This is a genomic window from Streptomyces sp. NPDC088785 (assembly GCF_044750685.1).
Lineage (GTDB): Bacteria > Actinomycetota > Actinomycetes > Streptomycetales > Streptomycetaceae > Streptomyces.
Genome location: NZ_JBIVKH010000003.1, coordinates 728284 through 749455, shown reverse-complemented (window position 1 = coordinate 749455; position 21172 = coordinate 728284). Strand labels below are relative to the sequence as shown.

Annotated in this window: 18 protein-coding genes; 9 read left to right on the top strand and 9 right to left on the bottom strand. The window is 73.7% G+C overall.

Annotation, left to right across the window (positions count from 1 at the left end):
• Positions 1-389: 389 nt before the first annotated feature.
• The 4 genes from proC to ACIP5K_RS14010 form a co-directional block, all read right to left on the bottom strand.
• Positions 390-1202 carry a pyrroline-5-carboxylate reductase gene (gene proC, locus ACIP5K_RS14025; RefSeq protein WP_401408960.1) on the bottom strand — a complete coding sequence of 271 codons (813 nt, stop codon included), beginning with the start codon at positions 1200-1202 and terminating at the stop codon, positions 390-392.
• A gap of 136 nt (positions 1203-1338) precedes the next feature.
• Positions 1339-2133: a class I SAM-dependent methyltransferase gene (locus tag ACIP5K_RS14020; protein WP_401408957.1), complete on the bottom strand. Its 795-nt coding sequence runs from the start codon at positions 2131-2133 to the stop codon at positions 1339-1341.
• Positions 2134-2176: 43 nt separating this feature from the next.
• The gene (locus ACIP5K_RS14015; RefSeq protein ID WP_401408955.1) at positions 2177-2698 is read right to left on the bottom strand and encodes an EamA/RhaT family transporter; all 522 of its coding nucleotides are present in this window, start codon (positions 2696-2698) and stop codon (positions 2177-2179) included.
• Positions 2699-2778: 80 nt separating this feature from the next.
• On the bottom strand, positions 2779-3081 hold the full coding sequence (locus ACIP5K_RS14010) for an SH3 domain-containing protein (RefSeq protein WP_401409018.1): 303 nt from the start codon (positions 3079-3081) through the stop codon (positions 2779-2781).
• A 179-nt stretch (positions 3082-3260) separates the two neighbouring features.
• Between ACIP5K_RS14010 and ACIP5K_RS14005 the strand changes: the two genes are divergently transcribed.
• Positions 3261-5447: a serine/threonine-protein kinase gene (locus ACIP5K_RS14005; RefSeq protein ID WP_401408952.1), complete on the top strand. Its 2187-nt coding sequence runs from the start codon at positions 3261-3263 to the stop codon at positions 5445-5447.
• Between the two features lie 7 nt (positions 5448-5454).
• Here ACIP5K_RS14005 and ilvD read toward each other — a convergent pair whose 3' ends face one another.
• The 3 genes from ilvD to ACIP5K_RS13990 all read right to left on the bottom strand — a co-directional run bounded on the left by ilvD (position 5455) and on the right by ACIP5K_RS13990 (position 10006).
• Complete coding sequence (ilvD, locus tag ACIP5K_RS14000; RefSeq protein WP_401408949.1) at positions 5455-7308, bottom strand: dihydroxy-acid dehydratase; 1854 nt, start codon at positions 7306-7308, stop codon at positions 5455-5457.
• Between the two features lie 807 nt (positions 7309-8115).
• A complete protein-coding gene (locus tag ACIP5K_RS13995; RefSeq protein ID WP_401408947.1) occupies positions 8116-8940 on the bottom strand; it encodes a sugar phosphate isomerase/epimerase family protein in 825 nt (274 codons plus the stop codon).
• A gap of 130 nt (positions 8941-9070) precedes the next feature.
• A complete protein-coding gene (locus tag ACIP5K_RS13990; RefSeq protein WP_401408944.1) occupies positions 9071-10006 on the bottom strand; it encodes a Ppx/GppA family phosphatase in 936 nt (311 codons plus the stop codon).
• Between the two features lie 80 nt (positions 10007-10086).
• Between ACIP5K_RS13990 and ACIP5K_RS13985 the strand changes: the two genes are divergently transcribed.
• The gene (locus ACIP5K_RS13985) at positions 10087-10938 is read left to right on the top strand and encodes a hypothetical protein (protein ID WP_401408942.1); all 852 of its coding nucleotides are present in this window, start codon (positions 10087-10089) and stop codon (positions 10936-10938) included.
• Positions 10939-10982: 44 nt separating this feature from the next.
• Here the strand turns inward: ACIP5K_RS13985 and ACIP5K_RS13980 are convergent, their stop codons facing one another.
• Positions 10983-12761 (bottom strand): hypothetical protein, encoded by a 1779-nt coding sequence (locus ACIP5K_RS13980; protein ID WP_401408939.1) that lies wholly within the window; start codon positions 12759-12761, stop codon positions 10983-10985.
• A 214-nt stretch (positions 12762-12975) separates the two neighbouring features.
• Here ACIP5K_RS13980 and radA point away from each other — a divergent pair, with 214 nt between their 5' ends.
• Both radA and disA read left to right on the top strand, forming a co-directional pair.
• Entirely contained in the window at positions 12976-14394 is a 1419-nt protein-coding gene (radA, locus tag ACIP5K_RS13975) for a DNA repair protein RadA (protein WP_401408937.1), read from the top strand.
• A 93-nt stretch (positions 14395-14487) separates the two neighbouring features.
• Positions 14488-15612 carry a DNA integrity scanning diadenylate cyclase DisA gene (gene disA, locus ACIP5K_RS13970; RefSeq protein ID WP_401408935.1) on the top strand — a complete coding sequence of 375 codons (1125 nt, stop codon included), beginning with the start codon at positions 14488-14490 and terminating at the stop codon, positions 15610-15612.
• Positions 15613-15888: 276 nt separating this feature from the next.
• Here the strand turns inward: disA and ACIP5K_RS13965 are convergent, their stop codons facing one another.
• Positions 15889-16725, bottom strand: coding sequence for a hypothetical protein (locus tag ACIP5K_RS13965; protein WP_401408933.1), 837 nt, complete (start codon positions 16723-16725; stop codon positions 15889-15891).
• Between the two features lie 188 nt (positions 16726-16913).
• Here ACIP5K_RS13965 and ACIP5K_RS13960 point away from each other — a divergent pair, with 188 nt between their 5' ends.
• The 5 genes from ACIP5K_RS13960 to cseB all read left to right on the top strand — a co-directional run bounded on the left by ACIP5K_RS13960 (position 16914) and on the right by cseB (position 21035).
• On the top strand, positions 16914-17573 hold the full coding sequence (locus ACIP5K_RS13960) for a phosphatase PAP2 family protein (RefSeq protein WP_401408931.1): 660 nt from the start codon (positions 16914-16916) through the stop codon (positions 17571-17573).
• A 299-nt stretch (positions 17574-17872) separates the two neighbouring features.
• Entirely contained in the window at positions 17873-18787 is a 915-nt protein-coding gene (locus tag ACIP5K_RS13955) for an A/G-specific adenine glycosylase (protein WP_401408928.1), read from the top strand.
• Positions 18788-18954: 167 nt separating this feature from the next.
• Positions 18955-19509: a SigE family RNA polymerase sigma factor gene (locus ACIP5K_RS13950; RefSeq protein ID WP_401408926.1), complete on the top strand. Its 555-nt coding sequence runs from the start codon at positions 18955-18957 to the stop codon at positions 19507-19509.
• Positions 19510-19610: 101 nt separating this feature from the next.
• Positions 19611-20252 carry a hypothetical protein gene (locus ACIP5K_RS13945; RefSeq protein WP_401409015.1) on the top strand — a complete coding sequence of 214 codons (642 nt, stop codon included), beginning with the start codon at positions 19611-19613 and terminating at the stop codon, positions 20250-20252.
• 54 nt (positions 20253-20306) lie between these two features.
• Positions 20307-21035, top strand: a complete 729-nt coding sequence (cseB, locus tag ACIP5K_RS13940) for a two-component system response regulator CseB (RefSeq protein ID WP_401408924.1) — start codon at positions 20307-20309, stop codon at positions 21033-21035.
• The last annotated feature ends 137 nt before the right edge of the window (positions 21036-21172 follow it).

Genomic DNA, 21172 nt, shown 5'->3' with positions numbered 1-21172 from the left:
TCCTCGGGGTCCTGCTTCGCTTTCCGGCCTTTCGGCTTTCCGGCGAGTCCGACTCTATCAGATCCTTTCGGGCCTGATTCCCAGTCAGCGGGCTTGTCTTCCCGGCCTGTTGGGCCGTTCCGACGAGTGAGACTTTAGCGGAATCCCGGCTCCCGAGCTAATCGGGGTCCGGGCTCTCCGGTCTTTCGAACGGAGATTCCTCATTTCGCAAAAGCGCGCGCAAACGATGTGACGGCGACAGGGGAAACCAGTCGTCGTGCGTTTGAGTGGGTCTTGCGGAATGGCTGTCCGGGGACCAACCGGAGTCGGCGCTCACGTCGGACAACTCGGAGCACACTACGGACCGGCCCGGGGCGTGTCAACCCCGGGCCGTGGGCGCGATCGGCCGGTCAGCTGTTGTTGCCGGAGGCCAGGGCGCGGCTGCGGTCGCGGGCCGCTTCGAGGGCGGCGATGAGGGCGGCCCGCACGCCGTGGTTCTCCAGCTCGCGGATCGCGTTGATGGTCGTACCCGCCGGGGACGTGACGTTCTCGCGGAGCTTGACCGGGTGTTCGCCGCTGTCGCGGAGCATCGTGGCCGCGCCGATCGCGGACTGGACGATGAGGTCGTGGGCCTTGTCGCGCGGGAGGCCGAGGAGAATGCCGGCGTCGGTCATCGCCTCGACCAGGTAGAAGAAGTAGGCCGGGCCCGAGCCGGAGAGGGCCGTGCAGGCGTCCTGCTGGGACTCCGGGACGCGGAGCGTCTTGCCGACCGAGCCGAAGATGCTCTCGGCGTGCGCCAGATGGGCCTCCGTGGCGTGGGTGCCTGCGGAGATGACGGACATGGCCTCGTCGACCAGGGCCGGGGTGTTCGTCATGACGCGGACCACCGGGGTGCCCGCGGGGAGGCGCTCCTCGAAGTACGTGGTGGGGATGCCGGCCGCGCCGCTGATGACCAGGCGGTCCGCCGGGAGGTGCGGGGCCAGCTCGGTGAGGAGCGTGCCCATGTCCTGGGGCTTCACCGTCAGGATCAGGGTGTCGGCCCGCTCGGCGGCCTCCTGGTTGGTGACGGGGGAGACGCCGTGCCGGGTGCGCAGTTCCTCGGCGCGTTCCGGGCGGCGGGCCGTGACCAGGAGGTCCGCCGGGGCCCAGCCGCCGCGGATCATTCCGCTGAGCAGGGCTTCACCGATCTTGCCTGTGCCGAGTACGGCGACCTTGTGGCTCATGGGCGTGGGCCTCCCGTGGTGCGTGTGCTGCGTCGTCCCGTTCCGTGCATGGGGTCGTCGGGCATCCTCGCATCGGGCGGGCCGGGGATCGGCAGGGTGTCCGGTGGGCGGACGGGGCGTGGCGGCCGTGGGCCCGTCAGGGGCGGCGGACGACCGTGAGGTCCACGGCGTAGGCGTCGACGACCGTGCCGTCGGGGAAGGCGCGCAGGAGGTGGGCGCGTTCGTCCGCCAGGACCGGGTCGGCGCGCTCCGGGCCCAGCACCACGAAGTACGAGCGGCTGGCGAGGTGGGCCAGGTGCAGGTCGACCGGGATGCGGCGGGTCCAGTGCAGGCGGCGGACGACGGGGGTGGGCGCCGGGGTCAGGCCGAGGCCGGTGATCAGGCGGGCGGCCTCGGAGCTGACGCCGTGGCGGTGGTAGCCGGGCAGGCGTTCCTGGAGGCGGCGCTCCTGCGCGGCGGACCAGGCGACGTCCGGGTCGGGGACGTTCCACCACAGGGCGAGCGCGCCGCCGGGGCGCAGGACGCGCAGGGCCTCGGGGACCGAGCGGGCCGGGTCGGTCCAGTGCCAGGACTGGGCGTAGGCGATGAGGTCGGCGGTGGCGTCGGCGAACGGGAGGGCGTCGCCGACGGCGCGGACCAGCGGGACGCCGGGGAGGGCGGTGCGCAGCTGGGCGCCCATGCCGGGCCCCGGTTCCACGGCGACGACGTCGGCGCCCCGGTCGCGCAGCGGGGCCGTGGCGATGCCGGTGCCCGCGCCGACGTCGAGGACCCGCCTGCCGCGCAGGGAGGTGCCCGCCAGGTCCTCCACCGCGTCGAAGAGCGCGGGCGGATAGCCGGGGCGGGCGGCGGCGTACCGGGCGGCGACCGCGTCGAAGGAGAGCGCGGGGTCGGCGGCCGGGCGGGCGGTGCCGGGCGGCGGTTCGTCTGTCATGGCTTCATCGTGACGGCGGGGCGCGCCCGACGCCGGGAGGCGGTCAGGCCTTGCGCCGCCCGCCGCCGGACTTCTTGCGCGCCGGGTTGCCGGTGCGCCGGGTCGTGCGGCGCAGGTACTGCTCGCGGGCCGTCTCGTACTCGCCGCGCCGCAGCTTCTCGCCCGGGGCCTCGGTCACGCAGCGCACCGCGTACGCGACGAGGACGCCGACGAAGCCGATCGCGAGGAAGCCGCGCAGCGACGCCTGCTTCTCGGGGTCGGGGCGTTCGGAGAAACCGGCCCAGGTGCGGCTGAAGCCGAGGGCGCTACAGATCGCGAACGCGGCGACGAGCAGGACGTTCACGAAGGAGCCCACGTCGGCCATGGCCAGGCCCTGGTAGGCGAAGCGCAGGACGAAGCAGCCGGCGACGGCCAGGACGAGGGCGCCGATGCCGACGCCGGCGCGGCGCAGCCCGTAGTGACCGGTGTGGTCGACCCAGGTCGTGCCGAAGAAACGGATCTCCTCGGGGCGGGGGCCGGGGGTGCTCGGGGTGCTCGCAGGGGTGGTGCCGGTTTCGTCGCTCACGGGTCGATTATCACCGGGACGGGTGGCGGGGTGCGCGGGACCGGCCGGGACCGCTGGTCCGGGCCGGTCCGTGGCGGCCGTCAGGAGCAGCGCGGGGCGACGTAGCCGTCGCTGCCGGTGCGGACGTACGAGTCGGAGACGTACTGGCCGCTGCCGATGTTGTCCCAGACGTTCGTGGTGCCGTAGGTGCCGGTGACCCACTCGCCGGGCTTCTGGCAGGTGATCGGCACGCTCGCGCCGAGCGGCAGGGTGCGCACCAGCTGGTACTGGGTGCCGGGGCCGCTGCGCACCTTGAGGCGGATGCCCGGGGCGACCGGGTAGCGGGTGGCCGTGGCCGCCGCCGTCACCGCCGCGGCGGCGTCCGCCTCCGGCCTGCCCGCCATGCCTGCTCTGTCTGTTATTTCTACGTTCTCAACTGTCATGCGAGGCTCCCCCGTTGGTGCCTGTGACGTGTGTCGCGCCCTGCGACTCGCGCAGGCTAGCAAGCCCCTCCGTTATCGCACGCACCATCGACTAGGCTCCGTGCGTCGCGCTTGCGGAGTCGAGTACACGGGGGTGGGCGATGCCGCCGCTGCGCAGCACCGGACCCGGGCCGGAAGCGGAGCGCCCGGGGTTCGCCGGTCGCTACCGCCTGGAGGAATGCCTGGGGACGGGCGGCATGGGCGTGGTCCATCTGGCCACGTCGGCCTCGGGGCTGCGGCTCGCCGTCAAGGTCGTCCATGCCCAGTACGCGGCGGACCCCGAGTTCCGGGCCCGCTTCCGGCAGGAGGTCAGTGCGGCGCGCCGGGTCAGTGGTGCCTTCACCGCGCCGGTGGTGGACGCCGACCCCGCCGCGCGGCTGCCGTGGATGGCCACGCTGTTCATCCCGGGCGACACGCTCGCGGAGCGCGTGAAGCGGAGCGGCGCGCTGGACGTCGCCGAGGTGCGCCGGCTCGGGGCCGGGCTCGCGGAGGCGCTGCACGACATCCATCGCGTGGGCGTGGTGCACCGCGATCTCAAGCCGAGCAACGTGCTGCTCGCCGCCGACGGCCCCAAGGTCATCGACTTCGGCATCTCGCGCCCCGTGGACAGTGAACTGCGTACGGAGACGGGCAAGTTGATCGGGTCGCCGCCCTTCATGGCGCCGGAGCAGTTCCAGCGGCCGCGTGACGTGGGGCCCGCCGCCGACGTGTTCGCCATGGGGGGTGTGCTGGCCCACGCGGCGAGCGGGCGCGGTCCCTTCGACTCCGACAGCCCGTACCTCGTCGCGTACCAGGTGGTGCACGACGAGCCGGAGCTGTCCGGGGTCCCGGGCGAACTCGTGCCGCTGATCCGGCGCTGCCTGGCGAAGGATCCGGCCGAGCGGCCCTCGCCCGCCGAGATCATGGACTGTCTGCGCCAGCCGTCGGCCGGGGAGCGGGCGGAGCCGGCGGCGCGCATACCGGCCCAGCGCGGCCCCGATCCGAGTGAGCGGGTCGCGGCGCCCGCGTCCGGCGCCGCCCGGCCGCGCACGCGTACCGGTCGTCCACGCGACGCCGGTACGGGTGTGGGTACGGGTGCCGGGGCGGGGCGGGGGCGGCGGTCGCGGATGGTGCTGGCGGCGGCCGTGGGGGTCCTGCTCGTCGGGGGTGTCGCGGCGCTGGTCACCGGCGCGTTGTCCGGGTCCGCGGACGACGGGGAGGGCCCGGCGCGGTCGGGGCTGTCCGCCTCCACCGGCGCGTTCGCCCCCTGGAGCACGCGGCTCGACACGTCGGGCGGGGGTGCGCCGGTCTGTGTGGCGGGCGCGGGCGCCCTGTTCTGCGTGACGGACGACGGGGTCGCCGCGCGGCTCGATCCGGCGGACGGCCGGGTGCTGTGGCGGCACCGCGCGGGCGGGGCGCCGCAGGCACCCACGGCGCTGTCCGGCGGGCTGCTGCACGTCGTCGCGCACGACCGGCTGACGGCGCTCGATCCCCGTACGGGAAAGACGCGGTGGACCAGCGACACCACGGGGGTCGACGCCGTCCAGCACTCCGCGGGCACGACCCTGCTCGTCGCGCCGGACGGCACGGTGCGGGCGCTGGACAGTGCGACGGGGCGGGAGCGGTGGACGCGCGGGCTGGGCGCGCCCGGGGCGCAGTGGGTGGCGGACGGCGCGGGGACGTTCTTCCGGGCGACGCCCGCGGCGGACGGGTCGGCGACGACGGTCAGCGCGGTGTCCGCGCGGGACGGGCGGGTGCGCTGGTCGACCCGGGCGGCGGGCGACCTGCACCCCTTCGCGGCCGGTGGCGGCGCGCTGCACCTGCTCTCCCTCGACCTGCGGCAGCTGACCGACGCCGTCGTCAGGATCGACACCGGGGACGGCGGGGACGGCGGGCGGGCGGTCCGTCGGGTCGCGCTGCCGGTGCCGGTCGATCAGGCGCTGGCCGCCGAGAGCGGCGGCGCGGTGTACGTGTACGCGGCGAGCGGGCTGCTGTACTCGGTCGACACCCGGCCGGGCACGGCGCGGGCGGACGCGGTGCGCTGGCAGCGGGACACCTCGGTCAGCCGGCCCTCGCGCCCGGTCGCGGCGGACGGCGGGCTGTACTACACGGCGACCGACGGGCGGCTGCTCGCCGCGTCCGCGCGCACCGGGGCGCCGCTCGCGCAGACGCGCCCGCGGCCCGCTCCCCGCTCCGACCGGCTGGTCGCCGATCTGCCGGCGCCCGTGGTCAGCGGCGGGAAGGTGTTCGCGAGCGCGCCCGACGGCAGTGTCTTCGGGATGGACGGGAGCCACCCCGAGGACTGGTGAGCCGGGGTCAGCCCAGCTTGGACACGTCGCGGACCGCGCCCCGGTCGGCGCTGGTGGCCATCGCGGCGTACGCGCGCAGGGCCGCGGAGACCTTGCGCTCGCGGTTCTTCGGGGCGTAGACCCCGTCGAGGGCCGCGCGGCGCTCGGCCAGCTCCTCGTCCGCGACCAGCAGTTCGATGGTGCGGTGGGGGATGTCGATGCGGATGCGGTCGCCGTCCTCGACGAGCGCGATCGTGCCGCCGGAGGCCGCCTCGGGCGAGGCGTGGCCGATGGACAGGCCCGAGGTGCCGCCGGAGAAGCGGCCGTCGGTGACGAGCGCGCAGGCCTTGCCCAGGCCGCGGCCCTTCAGGTACGAGGTCGGGTACAGCATCTCCTGCATGCCCGGGCCGCCCTTGGGGCCCTCGTAACGGATGACGACGACGTCGCCCTCCTTCACCTGCTGGGTGAGAATCTTCTGGACCGCCTCCTCCTGCGACTCGCAGACGACGGCCGGGCCCTCGAAGGTCCAGATCGACTCGTCGACGCCGGCCGTCTTCACGACGCAGCCGTCCTCCGCCAGGTTCCCCTTGAGGACCGCGAGGCCGCCGTCGGCGCTGTAGGCGTGGGCGACGTCGCGGATGCAGCCGCCGGCCGCGTCCGTGTCCAGGGTGTTCCAGCGCTCGGACTGCGAGAAGGCCTCGGCGGAGCGGACGCAGCCGGGGGCCGCCTGCCACAGTTCGAGGGCCTCCTCGGAGGCGCTGCCGCTGCGGCTGTCCCAGGTGTCCAGCCATTCCTTGATGGAGGGCGAGTGGACCGTGTGCACGTCCTCGTTGAGGAGGCCGCCGCGGTACAGCTCGCCGAGGATGGCGGGGATGCCGCCGGCCCGGTGCACGTCCTCCATGTAGTACGTCTTCGCGCCCGCGACGTTCGGCGCGACCTTGGCCAGGCAGGGAACGCGGCGCGACACCGCGTTGATGTGGTCGAGGTTGTACTCGACCTCGGCCTCCTGGGCGGCGGCCAGCAGGTGCAGGATCGTGTTCGTGGAGCCGCCCATGGCGATGTCGAGCGCCATCGCGTTCTCGAACGCGGCGTGGGTGGCGATGTTGCGCGGCAGGACCGAGGCGTCGTCCTCGCCGTAGTAGCGCTTGGTCAGCTCGACGACGGTCGCGCCCGCGCGCTCGTACAGCGCCTTGCGGGCGGTGTGGGTGGCGAGCACCGAGCCGTTGCCCGGCAGGGACAGGCCGATGGCCTCGGTCAGGCAGTTCATCGAGTTGGCGGTGAACATGCCGGAACACGAGCCGCAGGTCGGGCAGGCGTTCTCCTCGATACGGAGGATGTCCTCGTCGGAGATCTTGTCGTTGACGGCCTCGGACATGGCGTCGACCAGGTCGAGCGTGCGGACCGTGCCGTCGACGAGGGTGGCGCGGCCGGACTCCATCGGGCCGCCGGAGACGAAGACCGTCGGGATGTTGAGGCGGAGCGCCGCCATCAGCATGCCGGGCGTGATCTTGTCGCAGTTCGAGATGCAGACCAGCGCGTCCGCGCAGTGCGCCTCGACCATGTACTCGACCGAGTCGGCGATCAGGTCGCGCGACGGCAGGCTGTAGAGCATGCCGCCGTGGCCCATCGCGATGCCGTCGTCGACGGCGATCGTGTTGAACTCGCGCGGGATGCCGCCGGCCTCGGTGATCGCTTCGCTGACGATGCGGCCGACCGGGGCCAGGTGGGTGTGGCCCGGCACGAACTCCGTGAACGAGTTGGCTACGGCGATGATCGGCTTCCGGCCGATGTCCGCACCGGGTACACCGGAGGCGCGCATAAGGGCGCGGGCGCCCGCCATGTTGCGGCCGTGGGTGACTGTGCGGGACCTCAGCTCGGGCATCGCCGCTCGCTCCTTCAGGTCGGGTCCGCCGGGCGGACCGTCGGCGTCATACGGAAAAGACTGGCTCATGAGCCTACGCCGCGGGTGCGCTGTGCGGATCGGGTGTCCGGATGGCGGGATGGCTGTCTCAGGTCTGGGGGGGAGGGTGCCGGGGGGTGGTTCTTCGTCTGCGGGCCGGCGGCCGCTTCTCGCGCAGTTCCCCGCGCCCCTGGGTCCGTCTTTTACGCGCGCCACCGTCGTGGCTGGTCGCGCAGTTCCCCGCGCCCCTAGGACCGTCGCCCACTGACGGCCGGTGGCCGCTTCTCGCGCAGTTCCCCGCGCCCCTGGGACCGTCGCCCGCTGACGGCCGGTGGCCGCTTCTCGCGCAGTTCCCCGCGCCCCTGAGATGCGCACTTCGTGCGGCATGTCATCAAGGGCGGCCCACCGGCCCGCCCCTCAAAGGAGAGGCGCACGGTGCTCAGCCTCAGGCAGGAGAGGCGCGCCACCGTCCCGCCTCCCAGGAGAGGCGCGCGAAGCGCGGCCTCAAGGGGAGGCTGCGCGTCAGCGCATGCCTCAGGGGCGCGGGGAACTGCGCGAGACGCGGCCACCGGCCCGCAGACGACGAACCACCCAGGGGCGCGGGGAACTGCGCGGGAAGCGGCCACCGGGCCGCGGACGACGAACTGCCCAGGGGCGCGGGGAACTGCGCGACCAGCCCCCACCCGCCCGCGGACGAAGAACCACCCAGGGGCGCGAGAAGCGGCCACCGGGCCGCAGGCGACGAACTGCTCAGGGGGCCTCGCCGCAGGCGGAGAACCGATCTGGGGGTCAGGGGCGGGGGAGTTGGAGGGGGGAGGCCAGGTGGAGGCGGGTGAAGGCCAGGGCTTCGGCCAGATCGGCCTCGCGTTCGGCGCTCGACATGGCCCGCCGGGTGTTGACCTCGATCACGACGTGCCCGTCGAAGCCCCCGGTGGCGAGGCGTTCGAGGAGCGCGGCGCAGGGCTGGGTGCCGCGGCCGGGGACCAGGTGTTCGTCCTTGCTGGAGCCGTTGCCGTCCGCCAGGTGCACATGGCCGAGACGGTCGCCCATCCGGTCGATCATGTGCATGGCGTCGGTGCGGGCCGTCGCCGTGTGGCTGAGATCGACCGTGAAGTGCCGGTAGTCGTCCTTCGTGACGTCCCAGTCGGGCGCGTAGGCGAGCATCTCGCGGTCGCGGTAGCGCCACGGGTACATGTTCTCGACGGCGAACCGGACGTCCGTCTCGTCGGCCATCCGCCAGATGCCGCCGACGAAGTCACGGGCGTACTGGCGCTGCCACCGGAAGGGCGGATGGACGACCACCGTGGAGGCGCCGAGCCGCTCGGCCGCCTTCTTCGCGCGTTGCAGCTTCGTCCAGGGGTCGGTGGACCAGACGCGCTGGGTGATCAGCAGACACGGGGCGTGGACGGCCAGGATCGGGATGTGGTGGTAGTCGCTGAGGCGGCGCAGGGCCTCGATGTCCTGGCTGACGGGGTCGGTCCAGACCATGACCTCCACGCCGTCGTAGCCCAGGCGTGCGGCGATCTCGAAGGCCGTCGCCGTGGACTCCGGATAGACCGAGGCCGTCGACAGGGCGACCTTCGCATCCGGGATGCGCACCACTGGTTCTGCCACGGAGACAGAGTACGGGCCTTCCGGACAGGGCGGGGAAGCGGTCCTTTCGGGCGTTCTCGCGGGGTGTCCTGCCGGGCGTCCTCCCCCTCGGCCCCGCGCCCCGGGACAACGCGGCGCCGCCGCGACGCGGTCAGCTGCGCGGCGGCATCTGGTCGAGGTGGCGCAGGATGACGCCCTCGCGCAGCGCCCAGGGGCAGACCTCGACGCTCTCCACGCCGAAGAGGTCCAGCGCGCCCTCGGCGACCAGCGCCCCGGCGAGGAGCTGGCCGGCGCGGCCCTCCGAGACGCCCGGCAGCTCCGCGCGCTCGGCCTCCGTCATGGCGGCGAGCCGGGGCACCCAGTCCTCCAGCGACCGGCGCTTCAACTCGCGCTGGACATACAGCCCCTCGGTGGAGCGGGCCGCGCCGGCGAGCCGGGCCAGCTGTTTGAACGTCTTGGACGTGGCGACGACGTGGTCGGGCGCCCCGAACCGGCTGAACTCACCCACCGTGCGCGCGATCTGCGCCCGCACGTGCCGGCGCAGCGCCTTCACGTCGGCGGGGTCGGCCGGGTCGCCGGGCAGCCAGCCGGCCGTCAGCCGCCCGGCGCCGAGCGGCAGCGACACGGCGGCGTCCGGCTCCTCGTCGATCCCGTACGCGATCTCCAGCGAACCGCCGCCGATGTCGAGGACGAGCAGCTTGCCCACGGACCAGCCGAACCAGCGGCGCGCGGCGAGGAAGGTGAGCCGGGCCTCCTCCGCGCCGCTGAGCACCCGCAGTTCGACGCCGGTCTCGTCCTGGACGCGGGCCAGCACCTCGTCCGCGTTGGTCGCCTCGCGCACCGCCGACGTGGCGAACGGCAGCACGTCCTCGACGCCCTTGTCCTCGGCGGCCTCCAGAGCGCCTCTGACCGTGCCGACGAGCCGCTCCACGCCGTCGGGGCCGATCGCCCCGCGCTCGTCGAGGAGTTGGGCGAGCCGCAGCTCGGCCTTGTGCGAGTGCGCGGGCAGCGGCCGGGCACCCGGGTGTGCGTCCACCACCAGCAGATGCACCGTATTCGAACCCACGTCGAGGACACCGAGTCTCATGGACGGAACGCTACTGCGCGCATGAGGTCCACCGGCAGGGAAGGTCCGGGCGAAGTCCTCCGCGCGCTTACTCTGGGACGGTGCCAAAGACGAAAAAGGCCAAGGCCGACAAAAGCGGTAAGAGCGACAAGAAGGCCACGTCGGTTCTGCCGAAGCAGGGTCAGGACGTGACGCAGGACGAGAAGGCCATCGACTTCCCGCGCTCCTGGGTCGAGTTCCCGGATCCGGCCGACGACGAGCAGGTCTTCCGCTGCGATCTGACCTGGCTCACCTCTCGCTGGTCGTGCATCTTCGGCAGCGGCTGCCAGGGCATCCAGGCGGGGCGCGCGGACGACGGCTGCTGCACGCTGGGCGCCCACTTCTCGGACGAGGACGACGAGAAGCGCGTGGCGGGGTTCGTGGCCCGGCTGACGCCCGACATCTGGCAGCACCACGACGTCGGCACGGAGACCGGCTGGGTGTCGAAGGACGAGGACGGCGAGCGGCAGACCCGCCCGTACAACGGCTCGTGCATCTTCCAGAACCGCCCCGGTTTCGAGGGCGGCGCGGGCTGCTCGCTGCACATCCTCGCCCTCAAGGAGGGGCGCGAGCCGCTGGAGACGAAGCCGGACGTGTGCTGGCAGCTGCCGGTCCGGCGGACCTACGAGTGGATCGACCGGCCGGACGACACGCGCGTGCTCCAGGTCTCCATCGGCGAGTACGACCGGCGCGGCTGGGGTCCGGGCGGCCACGACCTGCACTGGTGGTGCACGTCGGCGACCTCGGCGCACGGCGCCGGTGACCCGGTGTACGTCTCCTACCGCCCGGAGCTGACCGAGCTGATGGGCGCGGAGGGCTACGCGAAGCTGGTCGGGCTGTGCGAGGAGCGGCTGGCCGCGCTGCCCAAGGGGCTGCCGCTGGTCGCCCCGCACCCGGCCGACCCCGCCCCCTGACGCCCCTGAGACCCCTGGCGCCCTGACACCGCGGGTCCGGGACCTCAGGGGGACAGGGCCGGCGCCGTCGACTCCCCCGGGCCCGGGCTCGCCGTGTCGGACGCGGTGGGCTCGGGCTCGCTCGTCGCCGGGTCGCTGGGCGTCGGGGTGGGGTCCGGGTCGGTCGTGCCGGGGTCGCTCGCCGTGGGGTCCGGGTCGGACGGTGTCGAACCGCCGCCGCCCGGATGGTGGTGGCCCGGGTGGCCCGAGCCGTGGCCGGGGTGGTGGCCGCCCGCCCTCCGCCCGTACCCGTCGAGGGAGATGACCGCGCCCGACGGGGCGATGCCGATGCGGGCGCTCCAGGGCCCGGCCGGCTCGCGGTCGTGATCGACGTAGACCCGGATCGTGCTGGAGTCGCCGGGGCTCAGCGTGCCCGACGACTGGCTCAGCCAGAGCCAGGAGGCCGCGGTGGACGCCGACCAGTGGACGGGCGCGCTGCCCGACGCGGTCAGCGTGATGAGCGTGGAGCGGCCGCTGGGCTGGGCCGTCACGGTGAGCCGGCCGGGGCCCGAACCCGCGCGCGTGGGCGGCGAGATCACTTCCACGGAGACGTCCGGCGAGCGGCTGCCCGCGGTGAAGCGCGGGTCGGGGGTGGTGCTGGCGTTGCCCGCGTTCTCGTAGCCGAATCCGGTGGCGTCCCCGGCGCTCCCGTCGTCCGGGCCGCCCGCGCCCTCGGCCTCCCTGGCGCTCACCGAGCGGCCGTCGCTGCCCTCGCCGGTGAGCGGGGCGCCCCGGTAGGCGGCCCACAGGGCGAAGACGGGGGCGGCGACCACGGTGGCGACGACCGTCGTGGTGAGCGCACGCGCGCGCAGCCGGTCGCGGCGGGCCGCGCGGTCCTTGGGGTCCATCGGGAAGCCGCGCCGGTCGAAGCGCGGGGCCCGCAGATGGGCGCCGTGGGCGGCGTGCATCGCGTGGTGCAGGGCGGCGCGCGGGGCCTCGGCGAGCGGCAGCGCGGCCGGGGTGACCGAGGTGCCGGGCCAGGCGCCGGGGACGGCGCGCTCGGCGGTGCGGCGGCAGCGCGGGCAGTCGTCGACGTGCCGGACCAGCTCGCGGCGCAGGGCCGTGGACAGCAGCAGCTGGTTGTCGCCGGTGAGGCGGTTGACGCCGGGGCAGGTGCCCGTCTCGACGACGGCGAGGGCGGCGCGGGTGCGCTCGACCTCGCAGGCGGCGACGGAGAGCAGCTCGCGCGTGCCGGCCGGGTCGGTGCCGAGCACGGCGGCGACCTCGGCGGCGGACAGCCGGTGGCGCACCGCGAGCTCCAGCGCCTCGCGCTGCTCGGGGGTGGTGCCCGCGGCTTCCGGCCAGGCCAGCACCGCGAGCTGGCGGCGGCGCTCTTCCTGAAGAAGGCCGTCCTGCGGCGCGTCCGGGGTGGCCTGCGGGTCCGGGGCCGGTCCGGCCGCGTGCGCCCGCTGTCTGCGCCGCTTGGCCTCCGTCAGCCGGTGCAGGCAGGACCAGCGGGCCAGTGCGTACAGCCAGGACCGGCGGTCGCTCTCCGCCTCGGGGCCGCGGGAGCCGCGGCGCTCGGCGAGGGCGAGGGCGTCGCCGAGGGCGGCGATCGCCTCGTCGTGGTCGCAGAGCACGGAGAGGCAGTACGTGAACAGGCCGTCCAGACACGGCTCGTAGCGCGCGGGCGGGCGCTGGACGGCGGTGCGCGGCACCGGCCGCCTCGCCCCGGCGCGGTGCGCCCGGTGTGCGCCGGTGGTGTGTGTCGGGGTTTCCGGCCTGCTTGTCACCTGTGCGACCGTAGGCGGCGGGTAGGGCCCCTTCCGCCCCCTTGAGCACATTTAATCCTTACGGGTGAAACGATCCCTCAAAAGAGGACACGATCATCGGCCGCCGGGCTGATGCCGTGGCCAGCGCGGTGACGCGCGGCGACCGGACGGCGGACGGGCGACGACCGGGCGGCGGGCAGTCGGCGCGCGGCCGGGCGGGCGGGCGGCGCGGGCGGCCCGGGCGGCGGCGGCCGGACTGTCAGTGGCGCCCGCTACGGTTTCGCCCATGGCCACCCGTACGAAATCCGCGAACAGCGGCAAGCAACGCCCGTCGTACCGCTGCACCGAGTGCGGCTGGCAGACGGCCAAGTGGCTGGGCCGCTGCGCCGAGTGCCAGGCCTGGGGGACGATCGAGGAATACGGCGCCCCGGCGGTGCGCACGACGGCCCCCGGCCGCGTGACGACCTCCGCCCTGCCCATCGGCGAGGTGGACGGCCGGCAGGCGACGGCCCGTACCACCGGCGTGCCCGAGCTGGACCGGGTGCTCGGCGGCGGCCTGGTGCCGGGCGCGGTGGTGCTGCTCGCGGGCGAGCCCGGCGTCGGCAAGTCCACGCTGCTGCTCGACGTCGCCGCGAAATCGGCGAGCGAGCAGCACAAGACGCTCTATGTGACGGGTGAGGAGTCGGCGTCGCAGGTGCGGCTGCGCGCGGACCGCATCCACGCCATCGACGACCATCTGTACCTGGCGGCCGAGACGGACCTGTCCGCCGTCCTCGGCCACCTGGACGCGGTGCGGCCGTCGCTGCTGGTCCTGGACTCCGTGCAGACGGTGGCCTCGCCGGAGATCGACGGCGCGCCGGGCGGCATGGCGCAGGTGCGCGAGGTGGCCGGGGCGCTGATCCGGGCGTCCAAGGACCGCGGCATGTCCACGCTCCTCGTGGGCCATGTCACCAAGGAGGGCACCATCGCGGGCCCCCGCCTCCTGGAGCACCTGGTGGACGTGGTGCTGAACTTCGAGGGCGACCGGCACGCCCGGCTGCGCCTGGTCCGCGGCGTCAAGAACCGGTACGGGACGACGGACGAGGTCGGCTGCTTCGAACTGCACGACGAGGGCATCACGGGCCTGGCCGACCCCAGCGGCCTGTTCCTGACCCGGCGTGACGAGCCGGTGCCGGGCACGTGTCTGACGGTCACCCTGGAGGGCCGCCGCCCGCTGGTCGCCGAGGTGCAGGCGCTCACCGTCGACTCGCAGATCCCCTCCCCGCGCCGCACCACGTCGGGCCTGGAGACCTCCCGCGTCTCGATGATGCTGGCGGTTCTCGAACAGCGGGGCAAAATCAGCGCCTTGGGCAAAAGGGACATCTATTCCGCGACGGTCGGCGGGGTGCGGCTCACCGAGCCCGCCGCGGACCTCGCGATCGCCCTGGCGCTGGCCTCGGCGGCGAGCGACACCCCGCTGCCGAAGAATCTGGTGGCGATCGGGGAAGTGGGCCTGGCGGGCGAGGTCAGACGGGTGACGGGCGTGCAGCGCAGGCTCGCGGAGGCCCACCGGCTGGGCTTCACCCACGCCCTCGTGCCGGGCGATCCGGGCAAGATCCCGGCCGGTATGAAGGTCCTGGAAGTCGCCGATATAGGGGACGCGCTGCGGGTGCTGCCGAAGAGCCGTCGCCGAGAGGCCCCACGGGAGACGGAGGACCGCCGGTAGACTTTGCCCAGGTCTCGCCCGTGCGTACGAACATGACGGACGAAGGCGAAGAGCCCCAGGGCACCCCAAAAGCCTGCGATCCGGAGGAGTGCAGTGGCAGCCAACGACCGGGCGACAGCTCCCGGCAAGTCCGGCGGGAGTTCCGGTGCGGACGGTCTGATGCGCGCCTCGCTGAGCGCGGTGGCGCCCGGCACGGCCCTGCGCGACGGTCTGGAGCGCATCCTCCGCGGCAACACCGGCGGTCTCATCGTCCTCGGCTCCGACCGGACGGTCGAGTCGATGTGCACCGGCGGTTTCGTTCTGGACGTGGAGTTCACGGCGACGCGTCTGCGCGAGCTGTGCAAGCTCGACGGCGGCATCGTGGTCTCCTCCGACCTCAGCAAGATCCTGCGCGCCGGGGTCCAGCTGGTGCCGGACCCGACGATCCCCACCGAGGAGACCGGCACCCGGCACCGCACCGCCGACCGCGTCAGCAAGCAGGTCGGCTTCCCGGTGGTGTCCGTGTCCCAGTCGATGCGGCTCATCGCCCTGTACGTGGACGGGCAGCGCCGCGTGCTGGAGGACTCGGCGGCGATCCTGTCCCGGGCGAACCAGGCACTGGCGACGCTGGAGCGGTACAAACTGCGGCTCGACGAGGTGGCGGGCACGCTCTCCGCGCTGGAGATCGAGGACCTGGTCACCGTCCGCGACGTCACGGCGGTCGCGCAGCGCCTGGAGATGGTGCGCCGGATCGCCACGGAGATCGCCGAATACGTGGTGGAGCTGGGCACCGACGGCCGCCTCCTGGCGCTCCAGCTGGACGAGTTGATCGCGGGCGTGGAGCCCGAGCGGGAGCTGGTCGTGCGGGACTATGTGCCCGAGCCGACGGCGAAGCGTTCCCGTACGGTCGACGAGGCGCTCTCGGAGCTGGACTCGCTGCACCACGGCGAGCTGCTCGAACTGCCCATCGTGGCGCGGGCGCTGGGGTACACGGGGTCGCCGGAGGCGCTGGACTCGGCGGTCTCGCCGCGCGGTTTCCGGCTCCTGGCCAAGGTGCCGCGGCTGCCCGGGGCGATCATCGACCGGCTCGTGGAGCACTTCGGCGGGCTCCAGAAGCTGCTCGCCGCCAGCGTCGACGACCTCCAGGCGGTGGACGGGGTCGGCGAGGCGCGGGCCCGCAGCGTGCGGGAGGGGCTGTCGCGGCTTGCGGAGTCGTCGATCTTGGAGCGGTACGTGTAGCTCCGCGGGGGGCCGGTTTCGTGGTGCGGGGTGCTTCTTCTGGCGGTTCGGGGGGTGCTTGCTGTGCGTCGCGGGCTTTCCGGCCGTGGGGGGTTGCTCGCGCAGTTCCTCGCGCCCCTGGGGGGGCTTGATCGTTGTCGTCGAGCTCGGGCCGTGGGGGGTGCTCGCGCAGTTCCTCGCGCCCCTGGCGAGGCTTGGTCGTTGTCGTCGGGCTCGGGCCGTGGGGGGTGCTCGCGCAGTTTCTCGCGCCCCTGGCGGGGCTTCTGTGGGGGCTCGTCAGTCCTGTTTGAGGACGAATGAGGTCTGGGTGCTCGACAGTTGAGGGGCCTTCACCTCTACGAGGTAGGTGCCCGGCGACGCGGTGCCCGCTGCCGGGGTCGCGCACCGGGGGGCGCTCGGGCGGCGGTCCCAGGTGAGGGTGTGGGTGACCTTGCCGCCCGCGGGGACGCGGAGCAGCAGCCCCGTCGCGTTGCCGGACGGGCAGTCCTCGGACGACCAGAATTGCTTGTCGCCGTCCGCCTTCGTGATCGTCACGACCGCCGTGCGCGGACCGAGGTCGACCTTGCAGGACGTGTCCGTGGTGTTCTTCGCGGCGAGTTCGATGCGCGGCTCGTCCCCGGGCGCGTACGAGTTGTGGAGGCTGCGCACCGTCAGGGTCACCCCGCCCACCGTGCAGTCGGGGAGCTTGGACCCGGCCGGGACCTGGTCGCCGGACGTCGTGCCGCCGCCGCTGCCCGCGCCGTCGCCGCCCGCGGAGTCGTCCGAGCCGCCGGCGCCCGCGGAACCCCCGTCCGCGCCGTCGCCCGAACCGTTCCCCGAGCCGTCGCCGGAGCCGCCGCCCGAGCCGTCGCCCGCCCCCGAGCCGCCCGACGCATCGCGTCCGCCCGGGTGTTGGCTGATCGCGGGGCCCGAACCGGAGGGTCCGGGCGTGATGGACTGCGTCGGGTGCTTGCCGTTCGCACCCCCGGCGCCGTTGTTCCCGTCCCCGCCGCCCAAGGTGACGATCCAGACGATCAGCAGCGCGAGCAGCGCGACAGCGGACGCCAGAACGACCCTCCGGCGCCAGTAGATGGAGGAGGGAAGCGGCCCGATCGGATTGCGCAGAGATCCCACGGCTCAAACCTTACGAGAGATCGGGCGGTTGTCCGGTGTCCACCCGCCGCACCGGGCGGCAAGTTTTCAGGATCATCATCATGCCCCGCCCCGGCGCGCACACACGGCGGCCCCCGACATTCGCCGGACGGCGTCCGCGACCGGCGCCGGACGGGGCTCTCACCCCGTATTGCATACTGTCCGGCACCATGGGAACCATTGACTCCGATCTCTATCGCGACATCCTCCAGTTCGGCCACGACACTCCGTCGTGGTTCCAGCACCTGATGGAGGTGTGGACCGAACTCGGGCTGCTGCTGTTCGCCGTGCTCTTCGTCGTCGCCTGGTGGCGGGCGCGGCGCGGTGATCCGCGGGCGCTGGCCGTCGCGGTGCTGGCGCCGCTGGGCACCGCGGTGGCGTACGTGATCAGTGAGGTCGTGAAGTCGGGGATCGACGAGGACCGGCCGTGCCGCGCGGTGAGCGGGGCGCTGGCCCCGCTGATCGACTGCCCCGCCTACGGGGACTGGTCGTTCCCCTCCAACCACTCCACCATCGCCGCGGCGGCGGCCGTGGGGCTGGCGCTGGCCTGGCCGAAGATCGGCTGGCTGACGGTGCCGATGGCGATCATGATGGCGTTCTCCCGGGTGTTCGTCGGCGTGCACTACCCGCACGACGTGGCGGTGGGCCTGCTGCTCGGCACGCTCGTCGCCGTCCTCGTCTCCCGACTGTGCGCGGGGCCGGGCGCGCGGCTCGTCGGGACGATGCGGGGATCGCGCAACGGCCTGGCGCAGTGGTTCGCGGGACCGGGTCCCGCGACCGGCGCCGGGAGGGCCACCGGGGCGCCCCGGCGCGGCGCGCACCGGCGCTGACCCCGGCGCACACCGGCGTACGGGCGGGCCTGCTGACGTGATGTCACCTCACGTGAGCAGGCCCGCTCGGCGTGGTGCGGACGCGCGCGGGGCCGGGGCCCGGCCCGGGTCCGGCGAGGGCCGGGGCCGGGTCTCCGGGTGCCGCCACGGGGTGACCCGGGTGCCGCCAGCGGGTGACCCGGGTGCCGCCACCGGATGACCCGGGTGCCGCCAGCGGGTGACAAAGCACGGCCGCGGGTGACGGCCGCGGCGCCGCCCGCCCCGGACCGGTCCCCACCCGTGGCAGGATCGGCAGTGCCATGACTGCGCCCACGAAGACTCCCGAGAACGCACCCGCCGAGCGGACCGATCTTCACGAACCCGTCATCGACTGGTTCTCCGAGCACGCCCGCGACCTGCCCTGGCGTCGCCCGGAGGCCGGCCCGTGGGGCGTGATGGTCAGCGAGTTCATGCTGCAACAGACCCCCGTGAGCCGGGTCCTGCCGGTCTACGAGCAGTGGCTCGCGCGCTGGCCGCGCCCCGCCGACCTGGCCGAGGAGGCGCCCGGCGAGGCCGTCCGCGCCTGGGGCAGGCTCGGCTATCCGCGCCGCGCCCTGCGGCTGCACGGCGCGGCCGTCGCCATAACGGAACGGCACGGCGGCGACGTACCGACCGCGCACTCCCAGCTGCTCGCCCTGCCGGGCATCGGGGAGTACACGGCCGCCGCGGTCGCCTCGTTCGCGTACGGGCAGCGGCACGCGGTGCTCGACACGAACGTGCGCCGGGTGTTCGCCCGCGCCGTGGCGGGCGTGCAGTTCCCGCCGAACGCGACGACCGCCGCCGAGCGGAAGCTGGCCCGCGCGCTGCTGCCGGAGCGGGAGGAGACCGCCGCCCGGTGGGCCGCCGCCTCGATGGAGCTGGGTGCGCTGGTGTGCACCGCGAAGAACGAGCAGTGCCCGCGCTGCCCGATCGCCGCGCTGTGCGCGTGGCGGCTCGCCGGGAAGCCCGCGCACGACGGTCCGCCGCGGCGCGGACAGACGTACGCCGGCACGGACCGTCAGGTGCGGGGCAAGCTGCTCGCCGTGCTGCGGGACGCGGTCGCCCCCGTTCCGCAGGCGACGCTCGACCGGGTCTGGGACGAGCCGGTGCAGCGGGCCAGGGCGCTGGACGGGCTGGTCGGCGACGGTCTGGTGGAGCCGCTCGCGGACGGTCTGTACCGGCTTCCGGCGGGCTGATCTTCTCAGGGGATTCTCAGCTCCGTTACAGAACCGACGGACAGCCGTGCGTTCGTCGAAGGCTGGAACGGACAGTGCCGTGACAACGCCTCCGTAGCTTTTTCCTCATGCCGCACGCGACCAGTGCGGTCCACGGGGAGCAAGCGGGAAACGGGAGGCGGTTCATCATGGCGCACGGCGGTGAGGTGCTCGAGTTCGAGGAGTACGTCCGGACGCGGCAGGACGCCCTGCTGCGCAGCGCCCGGCGCCTGGTGCCGGACCCCGTGGACGCCCAGGACCTGTTGCAGACGGCGCTCGTGCGTACGTACGGGCGGTGGGACGGGATAGCGGACAAGCGCCTGGCCGACGCCTATCTGCGCCGGGTCATGATCAATACGCGGACCGAGTGGTGGCGGGCCCGGAAGCTGGAGGAGGTCCCGACCGAGCAGCTTCCGGAGTCGACGGTCGACGACTCCACCGAACAGCACGCGGACCGGGCCCTTCTGATGGACGTCATGAAGGTGCTGGCGCCGAAGCAGCGCAGTGTCGTGGTGCTGCGACACTGGGAGCAGATGTCCACAGAGGAGACGGCCGCCGCCCTCGGCATGTCGGCCGGAACCGTGAAGAGCACGCTGCACCGGGCCCTGGCCCGGCTCCGCGAAGAGCTGGAGAGCCGGGACCGGGAGGAACTGGTGGCGGGCGCGCTCGACCGTCGTGAGGAGCGGGAGCGTTGCGCGGCCTAGGCCCACGTGCCTCCGGGATCCGGTTCCGCGGAGCCCTGAGCAGGATCCTGCACCGAGCCCTTCGAGGGACCTTCCGGGCGGGCAGGGCGGGGAGTCCGGTACTGGCCGGGCTCGCCGCCCTCGGCCTTTTCGCCGGTGCGCTCGCGGCCTGCTCGACCGGGGGCACCGGCGCCCGCGACGAGGGGCCCGCGCGCACCGACCCGGTCGGCTCGACGGCGCCGGCCGCCACCGTCAGCCCGGAGCCGGACAGCGCCGCCGCCTCACCGGCGCCGAGCGCCTCGGCCGTCCCGTCCCCCGCGTCGGTGGACGCGGTGCGGCTGGTGAAGGGCGACCCGAAGGTCAGCGCCGACATCAAGCGCGATCTCAAGCCGTGCGTCGCCAAGGAGTACCCGGTCGACGTGAGCTACGGGAACCTGACCGGCGGATCGGCGAACGACATCGTGGTCAACGTGATGACCTGCGGAGACGCCGTCGGCATCGGCACGTATGTGTATCGCGACGACGACGGCGCGTACAAGAATGTCTTCCAGGCCGAGGAACCCCCGGTGTATGCGGAGATCGACCGGGGTGATCTCGTGGTCACCAAGCAGGTGTACGAGAAGGGCGACTCCGTCGCCTCCCCGTCGGGCGAGGAGATCCTCACGTATCGCTGGAGCGGCGGCCGCTTCACCGAGGTGGAGCGCACGCACAACGACTACAGCCACGCGGTGGACGGGGCGTCGCCGGCCCCGGAGGACGGCTGACGCGGCCGGCGGGCGGCCGCTGATCGGTACGGGAACGGAAAGGGACAGCACCACATGGCTGAGCGCAGGGGCGAGCAGACCCACGTCCTGTTCGTCGAGGACGACGACGTCATCCGCGAGGCCACCCAGCTCGCCCTGGAGCGGGACGGTTTCGCGGTCACCGCGATGCCGGACGGGCTCAGGGGCCTGGAGGCGTTCCGCGCGGACCGGCCCGACATCGCGCTGCTCGACGTCATGGTGCCGGGGCTCGACGGGGTGTCGCTGTGCCGCCGGATCCGGGACGAGTCGACCGTCCCGGTGATCATGCTCTCCGCGCGCGCCGACTCCATCGACGTCGTGCTCGGCCTGGAGGCCGGGGCCGACGACTACGTGACCAAGCCGTTCGACGGGGCGGTGCTCGTCGCGCGGATCCGGGCGGTGCTGCGCCGCTTCGGGCACGCGGGCGGCCCGGCGGCGGGCGGTTCCGGCGGCGCGGAGGCGGCGGACGCCGGTTCCGGTGCCGTGCTGCACTTCGGCGATCTGGAGATCGACACGGAGGGCATGGAAGTGACCAGGGGTGGTACGCAGGTGGCGCTGACGCCGACCGAGATGCGGCTGCTCCTGGAGTTCTCGTCGGCGCCCGGCACGGTCCTGTCCCGCGACAAGCTGCTGGAGCGGGTGTGGGACTACGGCTGGGGCGGGGACACCCGCGTCGTCGACGTCCATGTGCAGCGGCTGCGCACCAAGATCGGCCAGGACCGGATCGAGACGGTCCGCGGTTTCGGCTACAAACTGAAGGCGTGAGCGGCCCGACGGCGCGGTCCGGGCACGACGGGGTGGACGGAAATGGGACCACGGGGACCACGGGGACGACGGGGACGCCAGGGACCACGGGGACGGCAGGCACAACGAGGACGTCAGGGACCACAGGGACCACAGGG